The organism is Neisseria sp. CCUG17229 (assembly GCF_047839235.1).
GTDB classification, from domain to species: Bacteria; Pseudomonadota; Gammaproteobacteria; order Burkholderiales; family Neisseriaceae; genus Neisseria; species Neisseria brasiliensis.
The window spans coordinates 2187117-2198810 of sequence record NZ_CP181247.1 but is presented as its reverse complement, the minus strand read 5'-3'; the positions used below and the strand labels follow the sequence as shown (position 1 = coordinate 2198810).

Below are 11694 nucleotides of genomic sequence, written 5' to 3'. Positions count from 1 at the left end.
TCTGGGGCGGCATTTTTGTATTTTCCTGCATTTCTATGTTTAAATGCGCATATTCGTCTTATAAAATAATCACGCCCAATCTCAATCACACATCAAAGGAAGTTTCTATGTCTGCCGCTTTGTCCAACCGCTTTTATTCGTTGTTTGCATCGGTGTTTTTTCTGTTTGCCGGTTTTGGCTTGTTTTTGAACTCGGCGGGTGTGAAGCTGGCAGAAATGGGAGTGAATAATATTGTCATTGGTGCGCTGAATGCGGCATTTTTTGCCGGCGCTTCGTTGAGTGCGGTGGCGGGGCATCGGATTGTGTCGGGGGTGGGGCATATCCGCAGCTTTAGTGTGTTTGGAGCGGTGTTCGCAATGGCCTCACTCACGCACTTGATGACGGAAAATCTGACTGCGTGGGGCGTGTTGCGTGTGGTGTTGGGTTTTTGCTATTTCAGTATGCTGATGATTGCGGAAAGTTGGTTTGCCGAGCAGAGTGCGCAGGAAAAGCGGGCGCGGGTGTTAGCAGTTTATAATTTGGTGTATTACTTTGCGTTTACGCTGGGTATTTTGCTGTTGAGCTTTAATTTGTCGAGCGACAACGTGTTTGTGCTGGGCACGCTGCTGGTGATGACGGCGATGTTGCCGGTGTCGCTGACCAAGATGAAAGCACCGCAGGTGCCGCCGCGTCAGAAGATTAATGTGCCACGCGTGTTGGCGATTGCACCATTAGCTTTTGTGACTGCATTTTTGGCGGGTGTGTTGGTGAACGGGTTGTTTACCATGGCTTCGGTGTTTTTGTTGCAGCAGGCATTTAGTTTGCAACAGATTTCTGCATTTTTAACATCGGCGATGGTGGGCGGTTTTGTGGTGCAGTTGCCGCTGGCTCGCTTGTCGGACAAATTCGGCCGCCGCAATGCGATTTTGGGCTGTTCGGCTTTGGCTTGCGTGGCGGCCTTAACTGGTTTGGTAGCGATGGCGATGCAGTTGGCCACGCCTATGCTGCATAACGCGGTGGCGTTTGTGTTCGGTTGTGGTTTATTTGGTTTGTATGCCTTAAGCATTGCGCGGGCGAATGACCAATTGCCGAACAATATGAACACAGTAGAAGTGAGCCGCAGCCTGCTGTTTTGCTATGGATTGGGTTCACTGACTGCACCGTTGTTAATCGGTGTGGTGATGGATTATGCACCGCACTTGGGCTTTTACGCGCTGTATGTCTTGGCAGCGGGCGGTTTGGCAATATTTGCATGGAAACAGAATGTGGTGCCGGAAGAAGAGCGCAGCGTGTTTGTGAACGTATCGGGCAACACCGGCGCGATGGCGGCGGATTTGGATCCGCGCAACAATGAAGAAGACGATGATTTCGATGAAGTAGTGGCGCAGGCGCATGTGGATAATTTGGACAATATCGATATGCCGTCTGAAAACGAGCCTGCCGATAATGCGGATATGATGGAAGCGGAATCAGCGAATCAGGTTCAGGCAGAACAACCGGCTGCCGAGCCGTCGCTTGAGTCAACTGATTCGGAGGCGCTTGAAGTGGACAAACAGAATCAAGACAAACCGCTTTAACCCATAGGCCGTCTGAAAATATTTCATACGGCTTGAGACTTTTGTAAAACTCTTTCAAAAGCCGGTGCACATCAAACCGACGTCATTCCCGCGCAGGCGGGAATCCATTTTCGAGCATGGAAAACTATTGAATAAAATAGGTTCCTTAGATTTTTAAATGGATTCCCGCCTGCGCGGGAATGACGGTCTTTTGGGTTTTACTGGTGATTTATGAGGTTTTGCAAAGATCTCAGCCTATGTATTGGTTACAATATCGCTTTTCCAGATTGCACAAGTTTTCGGTGATGAGCACTGAAACAGAAAGTATGCCATGACCTTATTGTTATCAGCCGGTGTCGATGAAGCCGGGCGCGGCCCGTTGGTCGGCAGCGTATTTGCCGCGGCGGTGATTTTGCCTGAGCATTATGATTTGCCCAAATTAACCGACTCGAAAAAACTCAGTGAAAAGCGGCGCGATGAGTTGGCGGCAATGATTAAAGCGCAGGCCGTGGCGTGGTATGTGGCGAGCGCCAATCCGCGCGAGATTCATGAGCTTAATATTCTGCACGCGACCATGTTGGCGATGAAACGGGCGGTGCAGGGCTTGGCGGTGCGGCCGGAAAAAGTGTGGATAGACGGCAACCGCGTGCCGAAAGATTTGGGCATCGATGCGGAAGCGGTGGTAAAGGGTGACAGCAAAATCATGGCGATTTCGGCCGCTTCGGTGTTGGCGAAAACCGCACGTGATGCCGAAATGTATGCGTTGGCCGAACGCTATCCGCAATATAGTTTCGACAAACACAAAGGCTACGGTACGGCGCAACATTTGGCCGCTTTGCAACAATTCGGCGTATTGCCGGAGCATCGCGAAGATTTTGCGCCGGTAAGGGCATTGTTGGCGCAGGGAAGGTTATTTGAATAGAAAATTGGTAAAAACAAGGCCGTCTGAAAACAGAAGTTTCAGACGGCTTGGTTTTTATCAGCTATATGGCGATACTGCAAAAATGCCCCACGGTTTTCAGACGGCCTTTTTGCCCAATAAATACACCACTGAACTCATGCCGACATGACGGTTGCCTTCGTTTAATTCGTGGTCGCGGTGTTCGGCAATCAGCCATTCTAAACCATCGAGCGCGGCCTGCATTTCTTCCAATGTGCCGAGCATGGCGGGGTCGGACGGGCCGCCGGTGCCGTTGGCAATTTGGTTGGGATGGTAAAACACGCCGGCAAACAAGCCGTTGGGTTTCAGCGCGGTGATGATGCGCTGCGAAAAGCAGCTACGGTCGGGTTCGGTAAAATGGCAGAATACGCTGGTAATCACATCATGGCTTTGCGGTGCCAAATCCAAGTCCAGCAAATCGGCTTGGCGTAAACTGATGTCTACGCCGCGTTCGGCAGCGAGTTTGGCGGCTTTTTCAAGGCCGACGGTGGATAAATCCACGCCTTCGGTGTCTAATCCGCATTCAGCCAGAAACACGGCATTGCGGCCTTCGCCAGTGGCTAAATCCAGAGCCTTACCTGATGATGGCAAATATGGACGGATGCGGCGGATAAATTCGTTCGGTTCGGTACCGAATACATACTCTGCGCCAAGATAGCGTTGATCCCAAGGGCTGCTCATGCGGATTCCTTTTCTCGTTTGGCTTTCAGACGACGATAAAACAACAGGCCGTCTGAAAAACATAGCTTCAGACGGCCTTATCATATAATAAAATTAAAATATGTTCAATTTACAGGCAAATGCTTATGCCTTCACACGCGCCAGCAATTCATCGGCCAGCGCCAAATAAGCCTGTGCGCCTTTGGCCGCAGCATCGTAAGCCAGCACCGGCATGCCGTGGCTTGGGGCTTCGGCCAAACGAATGTTGCGCGGAATGGTGGTCTCAAACACCAATTCGCCAAAATGCTGCTGTAATTGTTCGCTCACTTCGACTACCAAGCGGCTGCGGCTGTCGTACATGGTGCGTACGATGCCGGTGATGTCGAGCTGCGGATTGATGGCCTGGCGGATTTTGCGCACGGTGGCAATCAAATCGGAAATACCTTCCAGCGCGTAGTATTCGCACAACATCGGCACAATCACACCATTGGCCGCCACCAAGCCATTGAGCGTGAGCAGGGTGAGCGATGGCGGACAATCAATCAGCACAAAATCATAGTCGTTTTCTACCACCTGCAAGGCGTTTTTCAGGCGCAGCTCGCGGGCGATTTCCTGCACCAATTCGATTTCGGCACCGGCCAAAGCGCGGTTGGCACCCAATACATCATAGCCGCCGCTTTCGCTTTTCACCACGGCCGTCTGAATGTCGGCATCGCCCAACACCACTTGATATACGCCTTGTTCCAAGCTGGCTTTGTCGATGCCGCTGCCGGTGGTGGCGTTGCCTTGCGGGTCAAGGTCGATCACCAAAACGCGTTGGCCCCGCTTGGCCAAGGAGGCGGCCAGATTGACGGTGGTGGTGGTTTTTCCGACGCCGCCTTTTTGGTTGGCGATGGCGATGATTTTTGCGCTCATGTGCTTTGCCGATAGTTAAGAGTATGATGGCTGGAATTGTACCGTTATTTGCGGCAAATGGGTATCACAAGGCCGTCTGAAAATGATAGATTTTCAGACGGCCTGTGTGCGGCATTTATTTCTTGCGCATAATCACCATGTGCCGTTCGGCATTCAGTTGCGGCACATGCATTTCTTCCACTTTTTCCACGGTCACAAAATCCGGCAGACGGTCAATTTCTTCTTGCGGGAACACGCCTTTCATGGCCGCCCAGTAGCCGCCGTCTTTCAGCAGCTGCGCCGTCCAGTTCACAAAATCGGCCAGTTCGGCAAAGGCGCGGCTGGTAATCACATCGGCTTGAAAATCTTGCACCGCTTCAACGCGGCCGCTGACCACGCGCACATTACTCAAGCCCAGTTCAATCACGGCTTGCTGCAAAAACGAGGTTTTTTTGGTGTTGGCATCGAGTAGGGTAATCTGCAAATCGGGGCGACAGATGGCAGTTAGGATGCCGGGCTGGCCGCCGCCGGAGCCGACATCGAGCATGGTTTGCGCACCTTCGATATAAGGCAGCAGGGTTAAGCTGTCGAGCAGGTGGTGGCTGATCATCAGCGATTCATCGCGCAGGGCGGTGAGGTTGTAGGTTTTGTTCCATTTTTTGAGCAGCTCGACGTATTCGATGAGCTTGTGTTGTTGGGCTTCAGTCAGGTTCAAGCCCATTTCGGCGAGGCCGTTTTGCAGTTGCTGGGTGTGGTTCATGGCGGTTTCCGAGTTAATCATGGCGGGTCATCCGCCCAGACGATATGGTAACGGAAAATGAGGCCGTCTGAACATATTCGGCACAAAAAAACAGGCGAAAAGCAGGCGTGGATACATGAAAGTATCGGCGCTGCATTTCGCCTGTGAGGGAATAAGCGGTTGAATTACGAGCCGTATTGTTCCCACGGTGCGCGCAAGCTGTTGGAACGTGGCGAACGCACCGGCATTTGGCGGTTTTGCGTATTCGATTGTCGATTCAGCAAGCGCGATTCGTTGCTGCGGTAAATGCGCTGTTGCTGATTGGCTGTGCGTTGCTGATGGACATGTTCACGCACTTGCTGGCTGCGGCGCTGTTGTTCCATGCGGTCGCGCGTCAAAATGCTGCGGTTGCGCGAATCTTCGACACGCTGTTGCATGTGGCGGTTTTGAACGCGTTGGCGGTCGAGCTGGTGTTGCATGTGGCGGTTTTGCACGCGTTGGCGGTCGAGCTGGTGTTGCAATTGGCGGTTGTGTACACGTTGTCGCTCCAAGCGGTTTTCCAGCATACGGTTTTGCTCACGCTGGCGGTAAACACGGTCGGACAATACACGGTTTTGCTGATGCATGCGTGCTTCGAGCGGATAGCGGCGGCGGTAGTCGCTCATGCTGTCGATGCGGCGAACGTGAGTATTGTAGGCCGGACGATACGAGCGCGGCATGCGGTTGTAGTGGTTGTCATAATAGTAGCCGTCGTCAAGGCTGTAATACAGCAAAGAAGCGACTGTGCCGACGGTGGCGGTGGTGGCAATAGCATTCACGGCGGGGTCGTCTGAAACCACACAGCCACTCAGGCCAACGGTGGCAGTGATGCCGATTACGCCTATGCCGACGAAGCGTTTGACAGTTTGCGTCATCATGTTGAGCGTCCTAAAGATTAATCGGATGATGTCAGGCTGTACTTTAAACCTGCTGCTTGTTAGATTGCACACAGGATATGCAAAACTTAGGCTTTACTCGATTAAGATATCCAAAGGCTGTCTGAAGCGTTTCAGGATGGCCTTTGTTGATTGTCATCTTTTTGTAAAAATGGTATGTTTCAGAAAAATAACAATAATTCGGAGCCAATGGATGAAGAAAAAAGCAACACAATATGTTTTGGTCGCCTTGCTGGTGTTGGGTTTGGCCGCGAGTTTTCTGTATAGCCCGTCGTGGATGCAGCTTTGCTACGGTTTGGCCTTGTTTCTGCTAGGTATGCAGTGCATTGAAGAAGGTTTGCACAATGTTGCCGGCGGTAAACTGGCCAAATGGATGGAAAAATCCACAGCCACGCCGCTGAAAGGCGCGCTATTCGGCATGGGTGCAACCTTTGTGCTGCAATCGAGCACCTTGGTGTCGCTGCTGACGATTGCGTTTTTAAGCACCGGCATGATTCAGTTGGCGGGCGGTATCGCGATTATTTTGGGCACCAATTTGGGTTCGACCAGCGGTATTTGGCTGTTGGCTTTGGCAGGGCAAAGCGTGAGTTTGAGTCCGGCGGCGATTCCGATGCTGGTGTTCGGCATCGTGATTGGTTTTTTCAACAGCAAGACCAAAGCCATCGGCCGCGTGTTAATCGGTATTGCGCTGATTTTTCTAGGAGTGGACGCAATTAAAGAAGGTTTCCAAGCCTTTGGTGCGGGCATGGATTTCGGTAAAAGCCAAGTCGGTGGCATGGCCGAGCCGCTGATTTTCTTTGTGGTCGGTTTGTTGCTGACGGTGGTGTTGCAATCATCACACGCCACGCTGATTTTAACGTTGGCGGCTTTGGCGGGCGGACAAGTCAGCCTGATGCAGGCGTTTGCCATTGCGGTGGGTTCCAACGTCGGCAGTAGTGCCACCACGGCTTTGGTCGGCATGCTCGGCAGCGACCGCAACGGCCAGCGCTTGGCCTTGGCGCATGTGGTGTTTAATTTGGTGACGGCGGCGTTGTCTTTACTGCTGTGGTGGCCACTCACGCGCTTGGTATTGTTGCCGGGCGAATGGTGGGGCATGAGTCCGCTGCTGCAATTGGCGATGTTCCACACCTTATTTAACCTGCTCGGCATTGCCGTGTTCTGGAAATTACAAGGCCGTTTTGCGGCGCTGTTGCAACGTTGGCTGCCGGATAAAGCAGCGGAAGACGTGTTGTTGCCGGAAAACCAAGCTGTGTTGGCGCCGCGTTATCTGCATGAAAACCTGCTGCGCGCCGACGATACGGCTTTGGTGGCAATTGAAAAAGAAGTTTACCATTTGGGGCGCGCCAGTATTGAAGCGATGTGTCACGCGATTTATGTACCCAATGAGGCGTTTTACAGCGATGATTCTGATGAAGGCAAAACCCTGCCCACGCCGCCGGCACCGCTCGAATTGGATGCCACACAAGTTTACGAACGACAAATCAAACCGCTTTACAGCGCGATTTTGGACTTTGCCGGCAAGATGGATTTGGAAGAAGAGGAACAGCAGGAGCAACTTAACCATGCATTCGCCGCTGCTTGGCAGATGGTTGAGATGGTTAAAGAAAGCAAGCACTTACAGAAAAACATGCAGCAGTACTTGACTGCCGGAGGCTCGGCCGCCGAACGCGATTATCTGCGCCTGCGCCGCCATGTATTCAAAACCTTGCGCTTATTCCGCCGCATCGGTGGTATGGAAGCAGGAGTGGAACGCAATGACTTGATGCAGCAATTAAACGTGCATACTGAAACGCTGGAAACCTTCCGCGGCCGCGTGATGGTGAAGCTGAAAAATGAAGAGTTGAACGGCTGGCAAACGTCTTCGCTGTTGAACGACATCAACTATGCCCGCCGAATCGGCCGCGGCGCTTTGGAAATTTTGAGCCTGCAGAATACGCAGGTTACGGCGGAGAAAGTGGCAGATAGGCCGTCTGAAGAATTGGCTGGGTAAAAGCTGTTTACAATACAAAAGGCCGTCTGAAAAATCTTTTTCAGACGGCCTTTTGTATTTGCCGCTTAAATTTTACACGCGCCGCCGACGCAGTTGTCGTCTTCGCTTTCTGCGTCCACGCCGCCTTCAACTGCTACACCGTCGAAGTCGCCGAGTAAATCGTCTAAGTTGTCCAAATCAAAATCTTGTTCGCTCATGGTTGGGTCTCTTTATGGGTGTTAAAAATCAAGTTAGTCATATTATTAGGCCGATGAGTGCAGTTATCAAGCGCACTTATCGGCCTTTACACTTAATGGCCGATAATGTCGGTCGCTTCCGATTTGTCGTGTGTGCCGAAACGGTCGACCAGCGTGCGGCTGGCTTCATTCAAGCCGATGACTTCCACTTCTGCACCGGCTTTGCGGTAACGCAACACCACTTTATCCAAGGCAGACACGGCGGTCACGTCCCAGAAGTGGGCGTGGGTCAGGTCGATGGTGACGTTTTTGACATCGTTGCGGCTGAAATCGAAAGCGGCGTTAAAATCGTCGGATGAGGCGAAAAACACCTGTCCGACCACGTCATAACGCAAGGCTTGGCCTTCTCCGGATTCGCGTATGCTCATGTAGCGGCCGATTTTGTTGGCGAAAAACAGCGCCGAGAGCAGCACGCCGGCAAATACGCCCAAAGCCAGATTGTGGCTGTACACCACAATGCCGACAGTCGCCAACATCACCACATTGAAGCCAATCGGGTGGGTTTTCAATTCTTTGACCGACTGCCAGTTGAACGTGCCGATCGACACCATAATCATCACCGCCACCAGCGCCGGCATCGGAATCACCTTCAGGATATCGCTCAAAAACACCACCATAATCAGCAGGTAAATGCCCGCCAGCAGCGTGGATAAGCGCGTGCGGCCGCCGGATTTGACGTTAATTACAGATTGACCGATCATCGCGCAACCGGCCATGCCACCGAACAAACCGCTCACAATGTTTGCTACGCCTTGGCCTTTGCACTCGCGGTTTTTGTCGCTTTCGGTTTCGGTCATTTCATCGACAATCGTCGCCGTCATCAGCGATTCGAGTAAGCCTACCGCCGCCAAACTCAAGGAATAAGGCAGGATAATCAATAGGGTATCTAAATTGAGTGGCACATCAGGCAACAGGAAAACCGGCAGCGTGTCGGGCAGCTGCCCCATGTCGCCGACGGTGCGCACATCAATGCCGAGCCACACAGTTAAAATGGTCAGGCCGACAATGGTTACCAGCGGCGACGGAATGATTTTGCCCAGCGTCGGAATGCGCGGAAACAGATAAATCACTGCCAAACCGGCCGCTACCAGCGCGTAGGTGTGCCAAGTAGTGTTTTGTAGTTCGGGTAATTGCGCCATGAAAATTAAAATCGCCAGCGCGTTGACAAAGCCGACCACCACCGCCCGCGCCACAAAGCGCATCAGCGAGCCGAGCTTGAGCCAGCCGGCAATGATTTGAATTACACCGGTGAGCAAAGTCGCGGCCAGCATATACTGCAAACCGTGTTCCTTCACCAAACCGGCCAACACCAAGGCCATCGCGCCCGTAGCCGCCGAAATCATCGCCGGACGGCCACCGGCAAAGCTGATGACCACCGCAATACAAAAAGAAGCATACAGGCCGATTTGCGGATCGACACCGGCAATAATCGAAAAAGCAATGGCTTCGGGAATCAAAGCCAGCGCCACCAACAAGCCCGACAGCACATCGCCGCGGGCGTTGCCGAGCCATTGTTGCTGCCAAGTGGGAGCGGATGAAGAAAGTGTGGTCATGCGTGTTTCCTGTTGTTAATTTGAATGAATACTTGAGGCCGTCTGAAAGGCCGGTAGGGTGGGCATGGTTTGTTCATCAGGGATGAGTTCACCCGATTTCCGGCAAAGCCTAAGGCCGTCTGAAAAGCAAATACTTGTTTTCAGACGGCCTTTATCCAAGGTAAAGCCTTATTTCGCGTCTTTAAAACCGCGTTTCAAATGCACCATCAGCAAAGCCACTGCAGCGGGGGTCACACCGGAAATGCGGCCGGCCTGTCCCAGCGTTTCAGGGCGATGGGCGTTGAGCTTTTGCTGTACTTCTGCCGATAAGCCTTTAACTTTGCTGTAATCGATGTCGTTTGGCAGCTTCAGCGTTTCAATGTCGCGGCGGCTGTCGAGTTCTTCGTTTTGGCGGTCGATGTAGCCTTGGTATTTCACTTGGATTTCGACTTGTTCCACCACATCGTTGTTTAACGTTTCAGACGGCGTGGCGCCTTCCAGCGTCATCAGCGCAGCGTAATCGACATTCGGGCGGCGCAGCAAGTCGTGCAGGTTGGCTTCGCGTGAGAGTTTTTGGCCGAACACGCGGATTTGTTCGCTTTCGGCCAGCTTTTGAGGCGTGTACCAAGTGGTTTTCAGGCGTTGGATTTCCTGCTCGATGGCATCGCGTTTTTCGTTGAAAGCGCGCCATTGTGCTTCGGTAACCAAGCCGATTTTGTGGCCGTCTTCGGTGAGGCGCATATCGGCGTTGTCTTCGCGAAGCTGCAGGCGGTATTCGGCGCGGCTGGTGAACATGCGGTAAGGCTCGTTCACGCCTTTGGTAATCAAATCGTCGACCAATACGCCCAAGTAGGCTTGTTCGCGGCGCAATAGCAGCGGATCTTGTTCGCGCACATATTGCACGGCGTTGGCACCGGCCAGCAAACCTTGCGCCGCCGCTTCTTCATAGCCGGTGGTGCCGTTGATTTGGCCGGCGAAGAAGAGTCCGGCGATGGTTTTGGTTTCCAAGCTGGCTTTGAGGTTGCGCGGGTCGAAGTAGTCGTATTCGATGGCGTAACCGGGGCGCAGGATGTGGGCGTTTTCCAAGCCTTTCATCGAGCGCACGAGGGCGAGCTGGATGTCGAAAGGCAGACTGGTGGAAATGCCGTTGGGGTAGTATTCGTGCGTGGTCAGGCCTTCGGGCTCTAAGAAAATCTGGTGGCTGTCTTTGTCGGCAAAGCGGTTGATTTTGTCTTCGATAGACGGGCAGTAACGTGGACCCACACCTTCGATTTTTCCGGTAAACATCGGGCTGCGGCCGAAGCCGGAGCGAATGATGTCGTGGGTTTCAAGGTTGGTGTGGGTAATCCAGCACGACACTTGGCGCGGGTGCAAATCAGCCGAACCGCGTACCGACATCACCGGCACAGGCGTATCGCCCGGCTGCTCGGTGAGTTGGGAAAAATCAATCGTGCGCCCGTCGATGCGCGGCGGCGTGCCGGTTTTCAGACGGCCTTGCGGCAGATTCAATTCTTTCAGACGGCCTGACAAACCTTGTGCAGCAGGATCGCCTGCACGGCCGCCGGCATAGTTTTCCAAACCGATGTGGATTTTACCGGCCAGAAACGTACCCGCCGTCAACACCACCGCGCGTGCTTTGAATTCCACGCCCATGGCGGTCACCACGCCGCTGGCACGTTCGCCGTCGAGCGTGATGTCTTCCACCGCTTGTTGGAACAAATCCAAGTTTTCTTGGTTTTCCAGCATTTCGCGGATGGCGGCTTTGTACAAAATGCGGTCGGCCTGTGCGCGGGTGGCACGCACAGCAGCGCCTTTGGAGGCATTCAAGCGGCGGAATTGAATGCCGGACATATCGGTCGCCAAGGCCATCGCGCCGCCGAGCGCATCGACTTCGCGCACCAAATGGCCTTTGCCGATGCCGCCGATAGACGGGTTGCACGACATTTGGCCGAGCGTTTCGATATTGTGGGTGAGCAGGAGCGTTTGCGCGCCCATGCGTGCGGCAGCAAGCGCGGCTTCCGTACCGGCGTGGCCTCCGCCGACGACGATGACGTCGTAAGTTTTGGGGTAAATCATGTTGGACATAGTAGATTGAGGTTTCAGACGGCCTGATTGAATGAAGGTGTGTGTTTGGGGTTTACTTATGCGTGAGGCTGTCTGAAAAATTAATGAAATTTAAAATAAACGTGTGATTGTACGCTGTTTTTCAGTTGGATTAAAGGCCATCTGAAAC

General features: G+C 53.0%; 10 protein-coding genes. 3 read left to right on the top strand and 7 right to left on the bottom strand.

What is annotated here, in order from left to right:
- Nucleotides 1-107 precede the first annotated feature (107 nt).
- Both ACM67B_RS10490 and rnhB read left to right on the top strand, forming a co-directional pair.
- Complete coding sequence (locus ACM67B_RS10490) at nucleotides 108-1556, top strand: MFS transporter (RefSeq protein ID WP_416189573.1); 1449 nt, start codon at nucleotides 108-110, stop codon at nucleotides 1554-1556.
- 310 nt (nucleotides 1557-1866) lie between these two features.
- Nucleotides 1867-2457, top strand: coding sequence for a ribonuclease HII (gene rnhB / locus ACM67B_RS10485; RefSeq protein WP_416189572.1), 591 nt, complete (start codon nucleotides 1867-1869; stop codon nucleotides 2455-2457).
- Nucleotides 2458-2553: 96 nt separating this feature from the next.
- On the opposite strand, the gene ACM67B_RS10480 is transcribed toward rnhB, so the two are convergent.
- The 4 genes from ACM67B_RS10480 to ACM67B_RS10465 all read right to left on the bottom strand — a co-directional run bounded on the left by ACM67B_RS10480 (nucleotide 2554) and on the right by ACM67B_RS10465 (nucleotide 5685).
- Entirely contained in the window at nucleotides 2554-3156 is a 603-nt protein-coding gene (locus tag ACM67B_RS10480; RefSeq protein WP_416189571.1) for a class I SAM-dependent methyltransferase, read from the bottom strand.
- A 123-nt stretch (nucleotides 3157-3279) separates the two neighbouring features.
- The gene (locus tag ACM67B_RS10475; RefSeq protein WP_416189570.1) at nucleotides 3280-4050 is read right to left on the bottom strand and encodes a ParA family protein; all 771 of its coding nucleotides are present in this window, start codon (nucleotides 4048-4050) and stop codon (nucleotides 3280-3282) included.
- 115 nt (nucleotides 4051-4165) lie between these two features.
- On the bottom strand, nucleotides 4166-4789 hold the full coding sequence (gene rsmG, locus ACM67B_RS10470; protein WP_416189569.1) for a 16S rRNA (guanine(527)-N(7))-methyltransferase RsmG: 624 nt from the start codon (nucleotides 4787-4789) through the stop codon (nucleotides 4166-4168).
- Nucleotides 4790-4953: 164 nt separating this feature from the next.
- Complete coding sequence (locus ACM67B_RS10465; RefSeq protein WP_416189568.1) at nucleotides 4954-5685, bottom strand: hypothetical protein; 732 nt, start codon at nucleotides 5683-5685, stop codon at nucleotides 4954-4956.
- Between the two features lie 211 nt (nucleotides 5686-5896).
- Here ACM67B_RS10465 and ACM67B_RS10460 point away from each other — a divergent pair, with 211 nt between their 5' ends.
- A complete protein-coding gene (locus ACM67B_RS10460) occupies nucleotides 5897-7693 on the top strand; it encodes a Na/Pi cotransporter family protein (protein WP_416189567.1) in 1797 nt (598 codons plus the stop codon).
- A 65-nt stretch (nucleotides 7694-7758) separates the two neighbouring features.
- Here ACM67B_RS10460 and ACM67B_RS10455 read toward each other — a convergent pair whose 3' ends face one another.
- The 3 genes from ACM67B_RS10455 to mnmG form a co-directional block, all read right to left on the bottom strand.
- Entirely contained in the window at nucleotides 7759-7890 is a 132-nt protein-coding gene (locus tag ACM67B_RS10455) for a hypothetical protein (protein WP_255408361.1), read from the bottom strand.
- Between the two features lie 92 nt (nucleotides 7891-7982).
- Nucleotides 7983-9482 carry a SulP family inorganic anion transporter gene (locus ACM67B_RS10450; protein WP_416189566.1) on the bottom strand — a complete coding sequence of 500 codons (1500 nt, stop codon included), beginning with the start codon at nucleotides 9480-9482 and terminating at the stop codon, nucleotides 7983-7985.
- A gap of 168 nt (nucleotides 9483-9650) precedes the next feature.
- The gene (gene mnmG / locus ACM67B_RS10445) at nucleotides 9651-11546 is read right to left on the bottom strand and encodes a tRNA uridine-5-carboxymethylaminomethyl(34) synthesis enzyme MnmG (protein WP_416189565.1); all 1896 of its coding nucleotides are present in this window, start codon (nucleotides 11544-11546) and stop codon (nucleotides 9651-9653) included.
- Between the last annotated feature and the right edge of the window lie 148 nt (nucleotides 11547-11694).

What these genes read in the sequence shown, in the direction of transcription:
- rnhB (WP_416189572.1), top strand. Translation starts at nt 1,867, where the DNA reads ATGACCTTATTGTTATCAGCCGGTGTCGATGAAGCCGGGCGCGGCCCG.
- ACM67B_RS10460 (WP_416189567.1), top strand. Translation starts at nt 5,897, where the DNA reads ATGAAGAAAAAAGCAACACAATATGTTTTGGTCGCCTTGCTGGTGTTG.
- ACM67B_RS10490 (WP_416189573.1), top strand. Translation starts at nt 108, where the DNA reads ATGTCTGCCGCTTTGTCCAACCGCTTTTATTCGTTGTTTGCATCGGTG.
- ACM67B_RS10455 (WP_255408361.1), bottom strand. Translation starts at nt 7,890, where the DNA reads ATGAGCGAACAAGATTTTGATTTGGACAACTTAGACGATTTACTCGGC.
- mnmG (WP_416189565.1), bottom strand. Translation starts at nt 11,546, where the DNA reads ATGTCCAACATGATTTACCCCAAAACTTACGACGTCATCGTCGTCGGC.
- ACM67B_RS10475 (WP_416189570.1), bottom strand. Translation starts at nt 4,050, where the DNA reads ATGAGCGCAAAAATCATCGCCATCGCCAACCAAAAAGGCGGCGTCGGA.
- ACM67B_RS10450 (WP_416189566.1), bottom strand. Translation starts at nt 9,482, where the DNA reads ATGACCACACTTTCTTCATCCGCTCCCACTTGGCAGCAACAATGGCTC.
- ACM67B_RS10465 (WP_416189568.1), bottom strand. Translation starts at nt 5,685, where the DNA reads ATGATGACGCAAACTGTCAAACGCTTCGTCGGCATAGGCGTAATCGGC.
- rsmG (WP_416189569.1), bottom strand. Translation starts at nt 4,789, where the DNA reads ATGAACCACACCCAGCAACTGCAAAACGGCCTCGCCGAAATGGGCTTG.
- ACM67B_RS10480 (WP_416189571.1), bottom strand. Translation starts at nt 3,156, where the DNA reads ATGAGCAGCCCTTGGGATCAACGCTATCTTGGCGCAGAGTATGTATTC.